Source organism: Gluconobacter sp. P5B12 (genome assembly GCF_018812035.1).
In the GTDB taxonomy this organism is placed as follows: domain Bacteria; phylum Pseudomonadota; class Alphaproteobacteria; order Acetobacterales; family Acetobacteraceae; genus Gluconobacter.
The window spans coordinates 19,753-39,781 of the sequence record NZ_JACRVV010000010.1 but is presented as its reverse complement, the minus strand read 5'-3'; the positions used below and the strand labels follow the sequence as shown (position 1 = coordinate 39,781).

Sequence of the window (20,029 nt, the reverse complement as noted above, 5' to 3'; positions counted from 1 at the left end):
AGCCGTTCTTTGAGTTCCTATTGAAATAATTAATGGGAGAGATGACGAATTAAAAATTACGCTTATCTCAGTTTGGTGCGCATCATGAACTACGAAAACTAGTTAATTCCGCCTTATATTCGTTAGGTGTCGTTATATGTCCTCTTCCGCCAATTTCGTCTCTGCCAGAGAACGCTTTCAGCCGATCATAGAAACGATAACGCGTGCATCACGGGAGTTCGAGCACGACCCTGCGCTTGTGAGAAGCATTGTGCAGGATCTGAAAACTGCGGGACTGGGACGCGTCCGCCTTCCAAGTAAATTGGGCGGGTATGGAGCTTCCTTGAAACAGAGCTTCACCCTACTGAAAGAGCTAGCGACAGCAGATTCCAACCTTCCACAGATTTTCCGTGCTCATTTTGCCTTTATTGAAGGCAGGCTCCGCCATTCACACAAATCTGCCGAATGGTTTGACCGCATCCGTGATGGCGCTCTTTTTGGCGCGGCGATGGCGGAACGCTCAGACGAAACGGGCGTGTCGACGCAACTGAGTTCCGACGGACAAGAGTATCGGCTGAATGGTACAAAATACTATTCGACTGGCACCCTCTATGCTGACTGGATCATTGTCTGGGCCGCAGAGGGAGAACAGCGCGCGCATGTTCTGGTCCCTTCAGAGGCCTCAGGTGTCACACGAATTGACGACTGGGACGGTTTTGGTCAGCGCCTGACAGGCAGCGGGACAACTGTTTTCGACAACGTTTTAATTGCTCCGACACAAATTCTGGACCGCTCCGAGCCCGGAAATATTCCTGCGCATTCTTATCTCGCCGCGTACTATCAGCAATTTCATCTTGCAGCTCTGGCAGGAATTTCAGCCGCCGTACTGCGCGATGCGATTGACTTTGTGCGGCCCCGAACGCGAACCTTCGGTGTTCCCGGCAAAGTTATCCAACGGGAAGATTCCGTTGTTCAGGGCGTCGTTGGGCGACTGTCTGCTCTTGCCTTCTCAACGTCTGCTCTGGTCGATCGCGTTTCGGACGCTTTGACGGAGGCTGAGCCCGCGTGGCTAAAGGGCGATACCGAAAGCGTTACGTTTAGTGAGGCAGAAGAAGCCGCCTTCAAAGCGCAGCAAATCGTTATTGATCAAACGCTTGAAGCCGCAAATTTACTTTTTGAAGTTGGCGGCGCATCGGCCACCAGTCAGACCAGAAATCTGGATCGCCATTGGCGCAATGCTCGCGTTCTGTCCTCACATAACCCTGCGGCCCAGCGCCGTCGGGAACTCGGGGATCTGGCCTTGAACGATACCCCGCTTTGGACGCCGTACCGTGAAGGTCTGAAGAAAAGTCTCTCCAAGGAGCCAGCATGAGTAAGACATCGGCCCCTAAGCAGTTAAAAGTCAATCTGTTTGAGATGGCTTGCGTGAGTCACATCGTCCACGGAATGTGGACGGCGCCTGACAACAATCGCCACCGTTTTGGAGAAATGGCATTCTGGCTGGAGCAAGCGCGCCTCGCGGAAGACGCAGGCTTCGACGCAATTTTTCTTGCCGATGTCATCGGGGTTTATGACCGTTTTAACGGACTTGACCCTGCCCTTCGGCTCGGGGTGCAAATCCCCAACCTCGATCCGCTCTCCCTGATCCCGGCTATGGCCGCTGTCACCACTCGGCTGGGGTTCGCCGCGACATTCTCAACGACTTATGAGCCACCGTTTGCCTTTGCGCGACGTATGAGCACGCTGGATCTTCTAACCGAAGGGCGTGTTGGCTGGAACATTGTGACCTCCTACCTGCCAAACGCCGCCAGAAACTTCGGCCTCGCGGACGAAATCGAGCACGACGAGCGTTACGAGCGGGCTGAGGAATATCTTGAGGTTCTCTACAAGCTCTGGGAGCAGAGCTGGGACGAAGACGCTCTGGTTATTGATCGCGAGAAGGACGTTTTTACGCACCCTGATCGCGTCCATTACATCAACCACAAGGGTCGGCATCATCAGGTTGAGGGTCCACATCTTGTGCAGCCCACACGCCAGCGCACGCCCGTTTTATTCCAGGCGACCGGCTCCAAGCGTGGCCTAGAATTTGCAGCCCGTCATGCGGAGGCCGTTTTCATTGGTGGCCGTACAGGCGAGGAAATTCGCCATAACATCGCCCAGACACGCGAACAGGCAGCTCTAAACGGTCGAGACCCCAACGACCTGAAATTCTACGTCATGGCCGGGCTCATCGCTGGGAATACAGAAGTCGAGGCTCAGGAGAAGCTGAACCGCTACCGTGAGCGCTATAGCGTTGAGGCCGCTCATGTCCACGCGCAGGCCGAGATTGATTTGCGGAATTTTGACCGCTCCCTGACCATTGGTGAGGCGCTTGAGCAATCGGGGCGTCCGTTTGGAAACATGGGGCGTCGATTTGGCCCCGATCAAACAGTTGGCAGCGCACTGGACCAGATTGCCAGCTTTGAACAGGGCCGTTTTTTCGTCGCCGGCACCCCGTCCCAGATCGCGGATGCTGTTGAGGACTGGCTCGACGAAGACGGCATCGACGGGATTAACCTCCGCCAATACCACACGTTTGAGACGGCCAGAGATTTTGGAGAGCTGATCGCCCCTGAGCTTCGCAAGCGTGGTCGTCTGCCAGAGCGCAATACCCATCCAGAGACACTGCGTCATCGCCTGTTCGGTTTTGATCGCCTTCCGACAAGTCATCCGGCCCATCAGCTCCCCCTACCCGTTCACGCCCAGACAGCGAGTTTCTCATGATCACAAATGCCGCCATCGGGGGTGTCCCCGAGAAAATCAACGTTCTTTGGTTCCTTCCAACTCATGGAGACAGCCGATATCTGGGAACGCAGGAAGGTGGCCGCAGCGTTGACCTGCCTTACCTCCAACAGGTCGCACGGGCTGCGGACAGTTTGGGATATTACGGCGTCCTCCTCCCCACAGGTCGGAGTTGCGAAGACTCCTGGATCGTTGCGTCCTCCCTTATTACGTCCACTGAACGGCTGAAATTTCTGGTGGCCGTGCGCCCTGGGTTACAGTCTCCAACCTTCGCGGCACGTATGACGGCAACCCTTGATCGGTTATCCGGAGGGCGCTTGCTAATCAACGTTGTGACCGGCGGAGATCCGAAAGAGAACGAGGGAGATGGTCTCTTTTTCGACCATGCCACCCGCTACGAAATTACTGACGAATTCCTGTCGATCTACTCTCGCCTTCTCAAGGGTGACACCGTCAATCACGAGGGTAAGCACTTTCATATTGCGGGCGGCCAGATCCTTTATCCGCCACATCAGGCTGGCGGCCCACCTCTGTATTTCGGCGGTTCTTCTGAGGCAGGAATTCAGGTCGCGGCCAAGCGGATCGACAAGTATTTGACGTGGGGAGAGCCACCGGAACTTGTTAAGGAAAAAATTTCCCGTGTTCGCGAGGCCGCAGCTCGTGAAGGACGCGAAGTCAGTTTCGGGATCAGGTTTCATGTCATCGCTCGTGAGACAACTGAAGAGGCCTGGGCTGCGGCAAACCGTCTGATCTCCCGCCTTGATGATGCGACCATCGCGCAGGCCCAGTCTGTATTCTCAAGGCTAGACTCTGTAGGGCAGTCCCGCATGAGCGCCCTGCATGGCGGACGACGGGACAAGCTGGAAGTCAGTCCCAACCTCTGGGCTGGCGTCGGGCTGGTCAGAGGTGGAGCTGGCACGGCTCTTGTCGGTGATCCGGCCACCATTGCCGAGCGGATTGATGAATACAGACGCGCTGGTTGCGACAGCTTCATTCTCTCTGGATACCCTCATCTGGAAGAAGCTTACAGCTTTGGCGAACTGGTCCTTCCGCTACTTCCGACGGCCCATCCGACACGGGCAGCCGGCGGTCTGAACAATATGGGGCCGTTTGGCGAGACGATTGCCAACTCCTATCGCCCGGCCCAAGCCTCTTCATGAACGCGGAAGTCCAGCTCAGCCGTCTGCCAGTTTCTGCCCCTGTAGCAATTATCGGTGGCGGAGCGACCGGCACGATGATTGCGTACCATCTTCTTCGTAAACGCCGAGATCTGGGTGCTGGTAGCGTTGTGATCTTCGAGCCTCGCCCCCGGTTGGGCGCAGGCGTCGCCTATGGCAGCAAGGACCCGCAACATCGAATCAATGTGCCCGCTTCGCGGATGAGCATCGATACAGAAAGACCTGACGACTTTGCGGACTGGTTCAAATGGCACAGTCATAAAACCTGTGATCCGGAAGCATTCTTGCCCTCTGGAGACGTTTATCCGACGCGTGCAGAGTTTGGTCGTTATCTTTTTGAGAGAATAACGCCATTTCTCGTCAATGAGACACTTCAGCATGTTCAGGACACTGTGGTGTCTGTACATCATACCGGCAAGTACTGGCAGATCCGGACCGCCCACGGCGCGATTTATACTGCTGCCTATGTTGTCATTGCGACTTCGCATCCTGCCCCAGCGCTGCCGACCCCACTCAAAGGGATCGCGCACGATCCGCGAGTAATCTCTGATCCGTGGGCAAAAGATGTCTTCAAGACCATAGACCCTCGGGCACGGATTGCCATTATAGGTACCGGGCTCACGATGGCAGATGTTGTGGCAACTCTCGCAGCACAGGGGCATCTTGGCCCTATCACTGCGGTCTCTCGCCGTGGTCTGCGCTCCCGAGGGCATTCACATGGGCCTGCCAGTCTATTTGGGGATTTTTCCACCAACCCCGAACAGACGGCGCGGGGTCTGCTCAGACGTATTCGCAAGACCCTTGCTTCTGCCTCTGAAAGGCCATGGCAAGACACGCTTGATGCTGTACGTCGCCAAGGGAAGACCATCTGGACGGCTCTGCCGGTCGTGGAACAGCGTCGTCTTGTCCGCCATCTTCGACCATTCTGGGATGTCCATCGTTTTCGGATCGCGCCACAGGTCGAACGCGCTTTAAACCTGAGATCAGAAACAGGGTTACTCACAGTGCTTGCTGCTCGGGTTGAGAGCGCAGAAGCCGCCCCTGATGGCCTTACTCTACACCTTCGGGAGCGTGGGGAACGAAGCCGCACGGTCCATGCAGACATCCTGATCAATACCACCGGCCCTGACCATGCAGGCATTCTAACCAAGCCTGGTTTTCTTTCCCGTCTGGCTCAGGATGGCTTTGTGCAGAGAGATCCTGTTGGTCTCGGGCTTTGGACCGACAAAGATCACTCAGCACTTGTCGACGGCCTGCCAGTGTCGGGCCTCCTTGTCGCTGGCCCGCTTTCCCGCGGGACTTTCGGTGAGCTGATGGGCTTCCCGGAGGTAACGGCCAACTCCCAGTCTGTAGCCTCCAGGCTGGCCGATATTCTTCAGATCTCGATATACTCTGAACAGGTGCACTTATGACGTCTGCTCAAACTGCCGCATCCGGAACGCCCCGCCCCGTAATCCGTCATGCAGATGATGTTTCTGCCATCGTCAACGCAGGACCTCAGGGCGGCGGTCACGCAAACATCATTGTTGCCCTTGCTCTCGGCGGTGTCTTTCTTGACGCCTATGACCTGACGACGCTGTCCTACGGCATTGGTGACGTACAAAAGCACTTTGGTCTCACGACATCTGCCACCGGCATGGTTGCAGCAGCGATGAGTGCCGGGACGATTGTCGGGAGCATTGCAGGCGGATGGCTGACTGACCGGATTGGGCGATACGCCGTTTTCATGGCGGATATGATCTGCTTTGTCATCGCGGCCCTCGTGGCAGGCATGGCCCCCACTGCCACCATCCTGATCCTTGCCCGTTTCGCTATGGGTTTTGGTGTCGGAATGGACCTGCCTGTGGCCATGGCGTTCCTGTCAGAGTTTTCAAAGCTGAGTGGAAAAGGAAGCAAAGCGAGCCGAGCTGCAGCATGGTGCCCAACGTGGTATGCCGCCTCTTCACTGTGCTTTTTCCTCGTTTTTGCCCTAGACGCGGTCGTTCCTACCGCCCACCCGGATTGGCTATGGCGCGCTTCACTGGCCTTCGGGGCGCTTCCTGCGCTTCTGATCATCCTCGTCCGTAACCGATACATGAGTGAATCCCCTATCTGGATCGCCCGGAACGGCGATCTGGAGAAAGCAGCGGAGATTTTACGGGCGTCTCATGGCATTGATCCCGTTCTTCAGATTGAAGCTCCGCCTATCCGGCCACAACCTCATGGGATTGCCCCGCTCTTCCGTCAGCCCCTGCTCAAACGTGGAATTCTTGTCAGTACCATTTCCATTGTCAGTGCTTATTCGTACGCGGCAATCGCGTTTGGGGCGCCGAGTTTGCTCGCAGGAATGCTGCACCTCGACCGTAAGCAGGTTCTGATTACATCAATCATCCTGAACCTTGTCTTTGCATTTACGGGCGGTTTGATCGGGGTTCGTCTGGCGCGGTACGTGTCGTCGCGCAAGGTCAATATCGTTGGATATATTCTTCAGGCTGTTTCCATAGGAACGCTGGCGATTGTCGGCACACCACACTCCACGGCAGGTGTCATAGCGGTTCTCGGTGGCTTCGCTGGGTATCTCTTCGGTCAAGGCTTCGGACCCGGCTGCCAACAGATGATCTACGCCACTCTCACCTACCCGACCGAAATCCGGGGCGTGGGCATTGGCATGAACAGGCTGATTTCTGGCCTGGGCGCTACGATGGCCATGTGGGCTCTACCCAGCCTCTACGCAAATTTCGGAACGAACCTTTTCTGGTTCATTTTGAGCGCCCCTCTGATCGGTCTGACATTGCATCAGGTGATCCGTTGGGATGTCTTCAATTATGACCCGGATGGCGACGACACATTGAAGGGCGTCCTAAGGCCAGCCGCCCGACAAGACACATCTCTTCAGCATTCAGCCCTCTTCAATCAGGGCTGAGTGAACTGAGCCGCATTTTCACGTCGCAACACCCCGCCGTCCTACCGTGATCGTTGTTAAGGAGCGCATGTGTCTTTTATCCCCGTAAACGCATTTGATATGAATTGCGTCTCTCATCAGGCAAGCGGCCTATGGCGGCATCCGGACGATCAGTCATGGCATTACAACACCATCGGATACTGGACGAACCTGGCGAAAACGCTTGAACATGGACTGTTCGACGGCCTTTTCATCGCAGATGTTCTTGGCATCTACGATGTATATGGAGGCGGCCCGGAAGCGGCATTACGCAATGCGTCTCAGGTTCCCGTCAATGATCCGGCCATGCTGATTTCCGCCATGGCCGCGGTCACTGAAAATCTGGGCTTTGGGCTGACGGCAACCCTCTCTTTCGAACATCCCTACCCCTTTGCTCGCCGCATCAGCACCCTGGATCACCTTACCAACGGGCGGATGGGATGGAACATTGTAACGGGTTATCTGAACAGCGCCGCAAAAGGCGTTGGTCAGCAACAACAGACATCTCATGATGAGCGTTACGATGTCGCGCGTGATTATATGCAGGTTCTTCAAGGTCTGTGGGGAAAAAGCTGGGAGGACGGCGCCGTCCGTCGGGACAGAAAAAGTGGGATCTTTACGGATCCCACAAAGGTTCATCGCCTTCAGCATAAAGGAAAATACTTTGAGGTAGATGCAATTCATCTCTGTGAACCCTCACCTCAGCGAACACCCGTCCTCTATCAAGCCGGAACTTCCAGTAAAGGGCGGGCTTTTGCCGGAGATTACGCTGAATGCGTCTTTATTGCTGGCCCATCCAAAGAAGTGGCGAAACATGCCGTTTCAGGGCTGGAAGCAGAGCTCCAGCGCACAGGACGGTCACGAAAATCACTCAAGATTTTCTCTCTCGTAACCATCGTAACGGCCGAAAACGATGAGGCCGCTTTAGAAAAATGGGCGGAATACAGAAAGTATGTCAGTCACGAAGGTGCTCTGACGCTCATGTCAGGATGGACCGGGATCGATTTTTCGACCTTCGATCTCGATGATCCTGTCCGTCATATTCGTAATGACGCCATTCACTCCGCCATCGATGCCTTGACCGTTGTAGATCCCAAACGGGTGTGGACCGTAAGGGAACTCGCAGAACATGCGGCAATCGGGGGGATGGGCGTAACGTTCGTTGGTGGTCCGCAGAAAGTCGCGGATCAGATTGAAAAATGGATTGAAGACACAGGTATTGACGGTCTCAATCTCGCTTACGCCATCACCCCAGGAAGCTTCGAGGACTTCGTGACTTATATCGTGCCAGAGCTTCAAAAGCGTGGCCGTTACAAGACAGAATATCAACCCGGAACTCTACGGGAAAAGCTCTTCGGAACATCTGAACCACAATACAACACGGCGGCTCCATGACTGATACACACGCCATTATCAAGCGTCGCCACCTACTTTTTGGCACTCTTGCACTCACCCTTGCCTCGCCAGCTCGCGCAGCAACACCGATTATCCGCATCGGCTACCAGCGTTACAGCACCCTGGTTATTCTCAAAGCATCTGGCGCCTTGGAAAAGGCATTAGCGGGCCGCGCGAATGTCGTGTGGTCCGAATTCGTGGCTGGCCCACAGCTCCTGCAGGCACTTGTCGCGGGAGCACTTGATTTGGGACAGACCGGCGATGCTCCGCCAGTGTTTGCAGCCGCCGCAAGCCCCGGTGCACTTGTCTATGTCGGACATGAGCCTCCTGCCCCACTAGCCGAAGCCATTCTTGTCCCCAAAGACAGTTCGATCCGCACCGTAGCGGACCTAAAGGGCAAGCGGATCGCTCTCAATCGCGCGTCCAACGTCCATTGGTTTCTTCTTCAGGCCCTGCATAAAGCCGGGCTATCTTTTCATGATATCAAACCCGCCTATCTCACGCCCCCCTCTGCTCGCTCGGCCTTTGAAAGCGGCCAGATCGATGCATGGGCAATATGGGACCCCTATCTGTCCGGAGCGCTGTCCAGTGGGCCACGCATTCTGACAACCGCACAGGATATGGTCGCCAATCGAGAGTTTTTCCTGGCTCGCCGTGGATTTTCAGAAAGTCAGCCTGATCTTCTTCGGGAAGCACTTCACCAGATCGCTCAAACGGATGTCTGGGCACAAGTCCATAAGCCCGAAGTTTCCCATCTTCTCGCAACACGAACAGGACTGCCGTACGATACGGTATATTCTGCAATCAAGACACGTGATTTTGGTTATGCGCCTATGAGCGCAGATATTATTCAGGAACAGCAACAGGTTGCTGACGGATTTTTAAAGGAAGGACTTTTAACTTCACACATTGATATCGCTTCAGCGATCTGGAAGTGATCATCAGAAGCGTAAAAAATTTCACTACCGATCGTGCCAAGAGAGCCATTGAAAGGAACGATTCAAGCTGTGTTAGCCGTTTCACTTTATTAAGACGGAATTCCATCACCGCCCTTATCACTCAGAGATTTTCATATAAGATCTGATTAATAATCATATATGCGCCTGTATAAATCTAACTAAAAAAGTAATATAGTTTTTTAACCATCGTGTTTGGTGATATGTCTTTAGGTAAGGAATACTTGGATGCGATGTCAGCGCGGTGATGCCTAAAAGGCAATAAGCCTTGTTGTGAAGTTTCGTCACGCCCACTCAAAGCAACAATGCTGTGTTCTCTATCTTTCGATTAAACGAAAGAGACCAGAGATACCGCATTAGTCTCCGTTGCAGGTGCGGCTACAGAATTCACACCTGAAAATTCAGAGCTCCAAATGTGAGCCAGAGCATCAATAAACATGGGGCAAAATTGCGCCTCAGAATGAGCTTGAAAATGAAGAGCAAGAAAAATCAGGTGCATTCCCATACAGGTTTTCGCCTTGGTGTACCCCATGGCCGCCTGTCTTCCCTCTTGTTAAGCGCGGTCGCAATGACGCCACTCATGAGCGAAGCGGCAGAGTACAAAACTCATCCAACTCATCACCGTACAGGCACTTCGAGTAAAAAACTCGTAACACCCCCCTCTGCCGTTAGTGGGACACAGTCTTCTGAGGCGGTTCATCGCTCTGCTGCGCCCAAACCCTTCGTCGCCCCGACAAGTGAAACAATCAAGGTTTCCACCCGTCGACGCTCTGTGGTCGATCAATCGAAGGCAGCATTAAGCACTATCCCCGGTGGCGTCAGTGTGATTGACGCGCACGAGGTTCTGAAAGGCCGAAACTTCACTAACGCTGACGTTCTTGCGTTCCAGCCAGGTGTTTTTGCCCAGAGTTCGGGTGGAGGTGATGGCTTGCGTCTGTCTATCCGTGGTTCCGGAATTCAAACAGGTACAAACTATTTTCGTTCAGGCATTCTGATGATGTTTGACGGCCTCCCCGTAACGACGCCGGCTGGCACGCCTTACGAATTATTTGAAACACTCGGCGTGCGTTATACAGAAGTGCTTCGTGGCGCCAATGCGTTTGACTATGGCGGCGTACAACTTGGTGGCGCTATCAACTACGTCACCCCGACGGGGTATGATGCGGACTTATTCCAGGTTCGGGCAGAAGCAGGCAGCTTCAACTATAACAAGCAGCAGATCAGTTCCGGAAAAGTCATTGGGAAGTCTGACTACTATGTCAGTATCACCAAGTCCTATCGAGGCGGCTACCAGCAGCAGACAGCGGCCAGCAGTTTTGGTGTTAACGCAAACTACGGATACCGCTTTAATGATAAAGTCTCCACGCGGTTCTTCTTCCGGTATCGACAGACGCAAAACGGATATCCAGGATTTCTGACGCGAGATCAGATCATTGATAATCCGAAACAGGCACAATCGACTTATGTTGCGCTTCATTCCAAGCGCATTCAGCCGGGCTCAAAATGGTATGGCAACATGACAACCATCCGGATTGACGATCATTCCAAACTGGAGCTGGGAATTGATTATCAGGATGCTCCGATTGATATTGAGAATGGCACAACTGCGGGCATCTGGGGATACAAGACGATTGCGGGCGTGATCCGATACAGCCGGAAAGACAAGCTGTGGGGCCGCAGCAATGATATGCTGTTCGGGATCGACACCTATAGCGATCTGGACGCCTGGCAAACTACGCGCACCAGAACGTATACCGGCACTTATGCTGGCATTCCGCTTGGAACAAAGCTTCGACACGCCACATATGGCGGAACGGACAACTATTTCCACATCAGAGACAACTTTGAGCTCTTTCATAATTTCTGGCTGACCGCCGCTGGAGCACTGGACTTTGTGCAGCGCTCTACCGCTGTGACGTACCCTACGCAAAGCTCTCTTGGCACCTCGGCCGTGGGCTTTACCCCGCGTGGGGGATTTCGGTATGTCATCAGTCCGCATGTCTCGGTTTATGGGAACGTCAGTCGCAGTTTTCAGCCGCCTAATGACTGGCAACTTCTGTCTGGAGCAAACTACACAACCGGTCCTGCAGCAGGCTTGACTGCAACGGGAGCCAGCCTCGAAAACCAGACAGCAACAACGTATGAAATTGGTACGACGGGCAACTGGCTACACAATAAATGGAGCCTGACATACTACTATTCCTCTGTGAGGAATGAACTTCTGTCTGTCATGACCCCATTGTCACAACTTTATGGGAACGCGACCTATTCAAACGCGTCCCCAACCGTGCATCAGGGTGTGGAAGCGTCTCTGGAGACAGATCTGTATAAATGGTCCGGCGGAACACTAGCCTTACGTCAATCCTATACCTACCAGGATTTTCACTTCAAAAATGATGCCGTTTTCGGCCGGAACAAGCTTCCAGGAATTCCTGCTCATTTCTATCAGGGAGAAGTCCGTCTTGACCTGAAAAATGGCTTTTATGCCAGGTTCAATACACAGGTTTCGTCAAAGGTTTCAGGGTCTTACGACGACACTTATTTCGCGCCTTCTTATCATATCTATAATGCCAACATTGGCTATGAATGGCCCGGGAAACACCGGCAAGTCTTCCTGTCTTTTAACAATCTGACCAACAAACATTATGCCTCCATTGTGGTACCTGGATATATCGCAGGAGGCCGACAGCTCTCAGTCATGCAGCCGGGAGACGGGTTTGGTATATTCGCGGGAATTTCGATCGGACTAAACAACTAAAGATGCTTCTCAGAGCCCATCTCAATAACCACAAGTGAGACATACCGCTGGCCCCCTCTTGCTCCTACATTCCAAACATGGGGCAAACAGGATCCAGCGGTTGTTGATAAAAAAAAGCATAATCGCCCCTCGGTTGCATCCAGCGCAAATCTGTCTTGCAGGGAAGGATATTAGAAGTATTTCAGATATTGCTTTTCTAAGATGACAACCTGCGCCCCAGCAAACAGGAAATGCATTGTCTCTTCAAGTAGTACGCAGACCTTGAAGTATTATAGATAATGTTTCTCTAACCGATTATTCGTAGTTATTGTGTGTTATTCCACACTAGCATGGGAAACTATATACTATTATCAAAAAAATAACCATAGCGTGAGCAATCAAGAGTTTCAACAAATTCCAAGTCGCTCTTGGTGCCTACTCTTCCGACCATTTCCAAAATAAATGATATTCTCCTCAGGAAAAGATCTAAACCTCTTTCCATGCCTTAGAAAAAAGCGATACCAAACGCTCTACCTGCCCAGTTTGTAGTTACACTGGAGCAGGAACAGGTGCAGTCTGCGCAATTAGATTGTTCTTCCTGAGTTCATCCCAAAATGCCGTCGGAATCGAGACTTCCATGGATTTCGCATTAGCCTGCATCTGGGCAGCATTACGCGCACCCGGAATGACGGCTGCGACTGTCGGATGAGCGGCTGCGAACTGAAGTGCTGTCGTACGAAGGTCAATTCCGTGCTTCTTGGCTATAACTTCCATTGCCGCCCGCTTACGCCCCATCCCGGATGGAATAGTGCCGCCATAATCATAGCGATTGCGTCCGGCAGCATAACCTGCATTCAAAGGCGCGCCGATAACGGCCGAAATGCCACGAGGGGCAAGCGCAGGCAAAGTATGCGTCAGAGCTTCGTCATGCCGTAGAATGGAATATTGCGTTGCCAGAAGGACAATATCCGGGTCCCCGATCTCAAGGGTTCGCAGGACAGCCTGAGGCGTATTAACCCCGAGCCCCCACCCCTTGATGAGACCTTCCTCCCGCATCCTGGTCAGCGCCGGAATGGCGCCTTTAGCGGCTTGATCGAAATAAGCCGTCCAACGCTGTCCCATATCCTTGTTTTCTGGAGAAAGGTCATGAATGTAGACGATATCAAGCCGGGAAATTCCCAGTCTCTGAAGGCTGTCCTCGATTGACCGTCGAACGCCATCTGCCGTGTAGTCATAGCGGTAGGCGAAAGGAGACGGATCATGCCACATTGTGCCACTAGACGGCTGTGGAGCGGCGGTTAGCAATCGGCCAACCTTGGTGGACAGAACAAATTCATCCCGTGGCCGCGTGTGCAAAAAATGGCCAAACCGACGCTCACTCAAGCCCAGACCATACCAAGGCGACGTATCAAAATAGCGTATCCCTAAAGCCCAGGCTGCTTCCAACGTGGCTTCAGCATCTTCATCCGTACCAGCGGCAAAGCCATTTCCAATCGGGACCCCACCAAGTCCAATGCGCGTCGGAGGACGAAACCGCTGGCCCGTCTGCGTTACATTCACTGGGAGCGTATCACGCACAATGTCCCCCCTGGTCGGGGTAACATCTCCAGCATGCTGTGCATCCTGGGTCTGTCCGCTTCGGGGCATCAGCGCGGCTGCGCCTCCCAAGGCCGAAAGGGCGAGAAGATTGCGGCGGGTGGCTGTCATCGCGTCCTCACATGAGATGGATGTGGCTTTTAATGTCTGTAATCCGTTGAAGTTCGAAACTTTCCGGAGCTACTGAAGGAAGGTCACGTCATTGTGTCATCCCCCTTCAACTTACTTCTCAAGAAACCGCAATCCCGCCGTGCCAAAGAGAGCATTTCCCTATCCACTTTGTACGGAGAGTTCTACGGTCTGCGCCCCGCTCCTTAGTTCACGTTGACAAAAGACCTGATCCCCAAAAAGCCTTGCAGCGATAATTGAATATCCGTTCGATGCCGTTGCGATCTCGGTAACGCCGCCAGTCTATTTTCTGCGACGCACTTTGGCCTTTGCGTGATGGAATGTCCGGCACGATACCATGCTGCGGCAGATCCTGACGGAAACTGTCGCTATCATACACCCAATCAGCCAGCATGGCCCCGGAATTTGAAACCGGCAGTTCCATCCGGGCACATATGGCTTTGTAGTCTGAGACCTACCGCCCCTGTGAGGGTAAAGCCGAGAGGGCATCCCAGGCGCTCTGTTCAGCCCACCGACAAACCGAACATAAACCAAGTTCCATTTGCCGTGTGACTCATGCATGCCTCCCCCAGACAGTCTGTGCGCAGGTCACGCAGCATATCTTTGAAAACAGGCAATTATTTCCGGTTGGGAGCCCTCTACCTTCGCTTGGAGGCAAAAAAAGCTCAATCATCAACCATTCCAGATCTATCAGATTACCTCGTGTCATACCTGCTCTCTTTGTCCTTATATAGCACAAGCAGAAAGTGAATCAGGTATCGGCATATTGTATAGATCTTTTGTCAACTTGAGCTAGAACATGGCGTTAAGTGCAAATTGCGGGGAGACTTGGATATTTTTATTGTGACCAGAAAAATAAAACGCTGCCCCCGCAATTATGCCCCAATTTGCATTCCAGTTGTATTCAAAAGCCGGAGCAATTTGCCAATCTGTGTTAGCAGATCCCATTTTACTGACATAAGTTCCGTTACTATCGTGCCCACGCAAGACTGAACCATTCGACCAATCTCGCGCAAGATCCATGACCAAGACCCACTTCTGGGTCAAGCCATACTCCAACGAAAACCCGCTTTGTCCACTCATTCCCGGCCTGCCACGCCCCCGGAAACCATAGGCCGTGCCATAACTTGTTTCATCGGTCAGTGTGGCCGAAGTAACTGCCCGCCGAAACCAGTTCCATGCTCGTACACGTAATTCATGATGACCCGGCAGCGTATAAGTAGACTGCGCAGTTAAGGCGAAGCGAAAAACATAAGCGCCACTCCCTACCCCATCCTGAATATCGTGTAGTTTTTTGTAGTCACCTGTAGGAAAAATCATTCCTGCAAAGAGGTTAAGGGCAGGAATGTAACGTCTTGGGTCGGGCCTTACCAAACGATAGATCAGATCAACAGGGACATCACCTGTTTTGGGGCCATGAGAATGGCCGTCAGCATGTTTCCACCCATAATCAACGATTGTATGAATCTGAATACTGAAGTCTTGAGAGATTCCGTATTTCCAGAGAGTGGAGTTTGAAAACATACGCTGTAAGGGGTGAGATGCTGGTAGCGTTCGCCCGTGTGGACCAAAGCTTCCTAAAGGCTGGCTGTAAGAATAGTAAGGTTCGACATTCAAAACTCCTTCGCGTGTTGTGCCAGAGGGGGAAACAAGTGAACCTGTATACCATTGACCGGCATGTGCAGATGAAAAACCACCTGCAAATACCAGAAAGCAAAAAACTGCTTTTTTAACAGACAATTCTTCATCCACACGCAATAAATTCTTAAGGCGTGCCCTCATTTAATTACTCGTTATACAAAATTTCCGTACTCAAAGCCCGGCGTTGAAGATGGGTTGAATATCTTCTGATGTGTTTTTTCCATTCGCCAGAAGCAGCTGAAGAAGTATTCGCGCCTTTTGTGGGTTCAGATCCATAGAAGCCACAAAACCGTAGCGGTCATCGTCAACTTCTACATTACGGTTTACAAAACCACTGCCAACACGGGTAGAGCGCACGACAACTACGCCGGCCTTCGTAGCTCGTTCCATGCCAGCCAAGGCATCACTCGAAACATTGCCGTCCCCCATCCCTGCAATCACGATACCGCGTGCGCCATGCCTGACGGCATCGTCAATCTGCTGCGCATCCATATCTGCATGGGCATATACAATCTGTACGGGAGGCAATTTGTGATCTCTCGGAAGAGCAAGATGATGCTCAGGCTTTACCGGAGTAATAAAACGCACGCTTGCCGGATCAACATATCCAACAAGATCAAGATTAGGCGAACGAAATGTCTGAAGAGACGTCGTATGCATTTTGCTCACACCACGTGCCGACTGCACTTCGTCATTCAAAACGACTAGCACACCCCGCCCGCGGGCCTGCGGATCGACCGCTACTTTCACAGCTTCATACATATTTGCCGGGCCATCAGCACTAATAGCTGTGCTGGGCCTCATAGCGCCGGTCAAAATAACGGGCCGCGCATCTCCAATCACGGTCCCCAGAAAGAAAGCAGTCTCCTCCATTGTGTCAGTGCCGTGAGTGATCACAACAGCATCGGCTTCGTTATTAGAGAACGCCTTCTGAATACGCTCGGCAATTTTGAACCAGACTTTGCTGTTCATGTTCTGGGATGCAATGTTGGAGATCTGCTCTACCTGCAAGTGCGCTAGTTTTTCGACCCCCGGCACACCAGCAATCAACTGCTCTCCCGTTACAGCGCCTGCGTCGTATCCAATGGCGGACCGAGGGGCGGCCTTTCCGGATATCGTGCCACCAGTCGCCAATACGAGCACGCGCGGTAACGCTATCTGTTGATGGATCATCTCATGAGGAGCGCTTGAGGCTTCTGTGTGAGAAAAAGCAGGCATAATCGAAGCTACTCCCAGAGTTGCAGCAAAAAGAGGCAGGGCACGCCTAGAAAACATAGGGAATACTTTTCCGGCACGGGAAGAGAAAGGGCTGCCCTCTCTTCCCGTGATTAAAAACAGCATCAGCATCCTTGAAGGGAGCTCTGTAGTTTTGATTATTCCGGAGTTTTCACGAATTCGCCGTGATATTCCTCAACCATCTTTCGCAATGAACGACCAATCGCCGCGTACTGGAATTCATTGAGATTTGCGAGAGAGGCGCGTGCCGATGGACGTGTAGCGCCAAACCCGGTGCCTGGCAGCAGAACAATGCCTGTCTCATCCGCAATCCGGAACAGGATCTCACCTGTGCTGGAACGTTTGAGCATCCACTGGGCAAAGTTGTCGCCGTACAGGGTGCGGCAGACGTCTTCCAGGTCAATCAGGGTATAATAATCTACTGCATTCGCGTCCTCTGCTGGCGCTACCCCCAATTCCTGATAAAGCGCAGCTTCCCGACGGCGGATGACGCTCTTGAGCGTCGCTTTATACCGACCTTCATGATCCATCAGCGCAAACAATGAGAAAAGTACCATCTGAACTTGCTGCGGGGTCGAAAGGCCAGCCGTATGGTTCAGTGCCACAGCACGGCTATCCGCCACCAATCGATCAATAAACTTCAAGCTTGCGGTATCTGTTGTCAGGCTGGAATAGCGTTTTACCAGTGCATTTTTTGCATCTTCCGGAAGCTGTGCCAATCGCGCATCAATAGCATTCTCCTTATGCATGCCGATTACCCCCAGACGCCAACCTGTTGCTCCGAAGTATTTTGAGAAAGAGTAAACCAGGATCGTATTTTGCGGACAAATTGCGTAAAGCGACCGGAAGCCATCAGCAAACGTGCCATAAACGTCATCAGTCAAGATCATCAGATCCGGGCGTTCTTTAACAATGGATGCAATCTTCTCCAGCGACGCATCGTTCATCTTGACAGATGGGGGATTGCTGGGGTTCACGCAGAAAAAGATTTTTACCGCCGGATCGCGCAGCTTTTCCAGTTCACCTTCCGGATACTGCCAATTCAGAGCTGGATCGGCCTGCACTGGCACAACTTCAAGGCCATATTCTTCAAGCTGTGGAATTTCGATATAGGGAGAAAAGATGGGCATGCCGATAGCCACCTTGTCTCCCTTTTTGATGAGACTGTTCTGCTTGAGGGAATTGAACACGTAGGCCATGGCCGCCGTGCCACCCTCGGTCGCAAAAAAATCTGTGGAATCCAGTGCGACACTTCCACCCACCATTTCACGCAGCACGTATTGCGCAACAATTTTTTCGCTCAGGGTCAGCATGCGTGGCGGGGTCGGGTAGTAACACCCCAGAATACCTTCCACCATTTCGATAAGGAATGTAGCAGGAGGGAGCCCCATCTGATCCCTCACGTAACTTAGGGCATGCCCTAGAAGAGCTGCTTCTTCTTTATCTGCATTGCTTTCAATAAAGCGGTCAAAACGCCCTTCTATTCCTTCGATCCGCACTGTGCCTCCAAGCCCTGGTGACAGATAGGACAGAGAAAGACGTGCTTCCGACAATGCGTATTGCCCAAGCAGGAAAAAGGCCGCGCGCGGGAGTGTAGCTAGAAAGTTGGGATTGCCACGACCTGCATTAAGCATAACGCGGTCTGCCTTCGACGATGCCAGGTTTATAAGTGTATCTTTAAGTTCAAATGGACTGAGATCACGAAATTTCGAATAATCGATCGTCATTATTAAGTTTCCTTATTTTTAGTATTTAGGAAAATGCGACCACCAGCGGCCCCAGCAATGTCAGAAGAACGTTTGCAACGGCGTAAGTAATGGCAAAAGCGGGAGTGGGAACGGCGTTACCCGCTTGGTTCAGCACTTCACCAAAGGCTGGGTTGGCACTGCGCGCTCCAGCCAAAGCACCTGCAAAAATAGCTGTATTGTTGTACCGCAACACATAGCGCCCGAAGAGCATGGTAAGGATAAGCGGGACCAATGTTACAATAACGCCCAAGAGAAAGAGCGTAATGCCATGCTGCATGATGGTCGCAATGGCCTGCTGACCCGTCTGCAACCCTGTGACCGCCACAAAACCAGCCAACCCGAAGTCCACCAGAAAGGTTGAAGCGCCCTGAGGCATATTGCCCATAACGGGGTGGCGGCTTTGATACCAACCAAACAGCAGGCCAGACAGGAGAGCGCCACCACCACCTCCAAGAGTGAGAGGAACAGATCCAATGTGCATCACGCCCAAGCCGATCAACAAACCGGAAGCTATACCTAATGAATGAAAAACAAGATCAGCTTTAATATTAGGAAGAAGAATAGAACCGATTTGGGACGCAGTTCGCTGCACATCTACTGATGTACCAAGCAAAGTCACAATATCCCCGTTCTGCACGAGCGCAGTGCTGGTTACGGGAATAGCTTTACCTGCGCGCGAAAGAGCAACAAGATAAACACCATGACGCACAGCAGCCGAAAGTAGCTCGGCACACTGTCCAACCGTTTTTCCCGCAAAATCCTTACGGGACAAAACAACATCACGGCGAATAAGGGAAAAATCCAAACCAGGAATTTCTCCAATTTCCTGACCGATATTCTGCCCTATAGCCAGAACATCCTGGCGCTGCCCAACCAACAGAACTTGGTCACCCGGCATTAAAGCCATGTCAGACGCTACGCCTACCGCCTTACCATTACGCAGTACCTGCTCTACTGTAATAGCTGCGGCCATGCTTTCAACACGCGCAACGGTAAGATCAGAATGCGTTAAACGATAGGCCCGTCCAACAAGATTGGGGAAAGCAGAAACCTCTCCCTCCCCCATAATATGTACGCCACCTGCCTGTTCGGCTTCCGCACGGATGGCATCTTCTCGGATGCCGCGTTTCATGAACCACGGCAGCAGGTTTACGCATAAAAGAATAGGGCCGATGGAACCGAAGATATACGTCACAGCATACCCAACTGCGACATTGCCCTGAAGCTGCTGCACCTGCGCAAGAGGCAGACCAATCTTTTCCAACGAAGAACCGGCTGTTCCAATAATAGCCGATTGCGTTAAGCCCCCTGCTGCAAGTCCTGCAGCGAGCCCTTTATCGAGATGGAAAATACGTGCGACAGCTACAACGGTGAGCAACCCCGTAATAGCAAGCACAGCAGCCATCAAAATTTCTTTAAAAGATTGCCGCCCCAATGAGCGAAAGAACTGCGGTCCACTTTGGTAACCAACGGCATAGATAAAAAGAGCAAACAGAACACTCTTGATGCCTGAATCAATATGAACACCCACCTGACTAATCAGGACAGCTGCCAGCAGAGAGCCCGCGACACTACCGAGTTGGAACGAACCAAAACGAAAGCGTCCAATCCAGCAACCGACAATCAGGGCGAGAAACAAAGCTATCTCTGGGCACGCAACAAATAGGCCAGATAATAGTGCCGTCAATGCATACACAAAGATATTCCTCAGTATTTATTCAGACACAATAAGT

General features: G+C 52.5%; 14 protein-coding genes. 8 read left to right on the top strand and 6 right to left on the bottom strand.

Going from position 1 to position 20,029, the window contains the following annotated elements; genetic code table 11:
- Positions 1 to 136: 136 nt before the first annotated feature.
- The 8 genes from KP702_RS14265 to KP702_RS14230 all read left to right on the top strand — a co-directional run bounded on the left by KP702_RS14265 (position 137) and on the right by KP702_RS14230 (position 11,967).
- Entirely contained in the window at positions 137 to 1,351 is a 1,215-nt protein-coding gene (locus KP702_RS14265; protein ID WP_215769273.1) for an acyl-CoA dehydrogenase family protein, read from the top strand.
- Complete coding sequence (locus KP702_RS14260; RefSeq protein ID WP_252348756.1) at positions 1,348 to 2,742, top strand: NtaA/DmoA family FMN-dependent monooxygenase; 1,395 nt, start codon at positions 1,348 to 1,350, stop codon at positions 2,740 to 2,742. The genes KP702_RS14265 and KP702_RS14260 overlap by 4 nt, the downstream gene beginning before the upstream one ends.
- Positions 2,739 to 3,920, top strand: coding sequence for an FMNH2-dependent alkanesulfonate monooxygenase (gene ssuD, locus KP702_RS14255; protein WP_202208148.1), 1,182 nt, complete (start codon positions 2,739 to 2,741; stop codon positions 3,918 to 3,920). Before KP702_RS14260 ends, ssuD begins: the two co-directional genes overlap by 4 nt.
- Complete coding sequence (locus KP702_RS14250) at positions 3,917 to 5,350, top strand: FAD/NAD(P)-binding protein (RefSeq protein WP_202208147.1); 1,434 nt, start codon at positions 3,917 to 3,919, stop codon at positions 5,348 to 5,350. The genes ssuD and KP702_RS14250 overlap by 4 nt, the downstream gene beginning before the upstream one ends.
- Positions 5,347 to 6,840, top strand: coding sequence for an MFS transporter (locus KP702_RS14245; RefSeq protein ID WP_202208146.1), 1,494 nt, complete (start codon positions 5,347 to 5,349; stop codon positions 6,838 to 6,840). Before KP702_RS14250 ends, KP702_RS14245 begins: the two co-directional genes overlap by 4 nt.
- A gap of 99 nt (positions 6,841 to 6,939) precedes the next feature.
- Complete coding sequence (locus KP702_RS14240; RefSeq protein ID WP_215769292.1) at positions 6,940 to 8,253, top strand: LLM class flavin-dependent oxidoreductase; 1,314 nt, start codon at positions 6,940 to 6,942, stop codon at positions 8,251 to 8,253.
- Positions 8,250 to 9,191, top strand: coding sequence for an aliphatic sulfonate ABC transporter substrate-binding protein (locus KP702_RS14235; protein ID WP_215769272.1), 942 nt, complete (start codon positions 8,250 to 8,252; stop codon positions 9,189 to 9,191). The genes KP702_RS14240 and KP702_RS14235 overlap by 4 nt, the downstream gene beginning before the upstream one ends.
- A gap of 490 nt (positions 9,192 to 9,681) precedes the next feature.
- Entirely contained in the window at positions 9,682 to 11,967 is a 2,286-nt protein-coding gene (locus tag KP702_RS14230) for a TonB-dependent receptor domain-containing protein (protein WP_252348755.1), read from the top strand.
- Between the two features lie 528 nt (positions 11,968 to 12,495).
- Here the strand turns inward: KP702_RS14230 and KP702_RS14225 are convergent.
- The 6 genes from KP702_RS14225 to aspT all read right to left on the bottom strand — a co-directional run bounded on the left by KP702_RS14225 (position 12,496) and on the right by aspT (position 19,992).
- A complete protein-coding gene (locus KP702_RS14225; RefSeq protein WP_215769270.1) occupies positions 12,496 to 13,653 on the bottom strand; it encodes an aldo/keto reductase in 1,158 nt (385 codons plus the stop codon).
- A gap of 208 nt (positions 13,654 to 13,861) precedes the next feature.
- Positions 13,862 to 14,095, bottom strand: coding sequence for a hypothetical protein (locus KP702_RS14220; protein ID WP_215769269.1), 234 nt, complete (start codon positions 14,093 to 14,095; stop codon positions 13,862 to 13,864).
- A 368-nt stretch (positions 14,096 to 14,463) separates the two neighbouring features.
- Positions 14,464 to 15,453, bottom strand: a complete 990-nt coding sequence (locus KP702_RS14215; protein WP_252348754.1) for a transporter — start codon at positions 15,451 to 15,453, stop codon at positions 14,464 to 14,466.
- Between the two features lie 30 nt (positions 15,454 to 15,483).
- Positions 15,484 to 16,587 (bottom strand): asparaginase, encoded by a 1,104-nt coding sequence (locus KP702_RS14210; protein ID WP_215769268.1) that lies wholly within the window; start codon positions 16,585 to 16,587, stop codon positions 15,484 to 15,486.
- A gap of 98 nt (positions 16,588 to 16,685) precedes the next feature.
- Positions 16,686 to 18,275, bottom strand: a complete 1,590-nt coding sequence (locus KP702_RS14205; protein ID WP_215769267.1) for a bifunctional aspartate transaminase/aspartate 4-decarboxylase — start codon at positions 18,273 to 18,275, stop codon at positions 16,686 to 16,688.
- A 25-nt stretch (positions 18,276 to 18,300) separates the two neighbouring features.
- Positions 18,301 to 19,992, bottom strand: a complete 1,692-nt coding sequence (aspT, locus tag KP702_RS14200) for an aspartate-alanine antiporter (protein ID WP_215769266.1) — start codon at positions 19,990 to 19,992, stop codon at positions 18,301 to 18,303.
- Positions 19,993 to 20,029 lie beyond the last annotated feature (37 nt).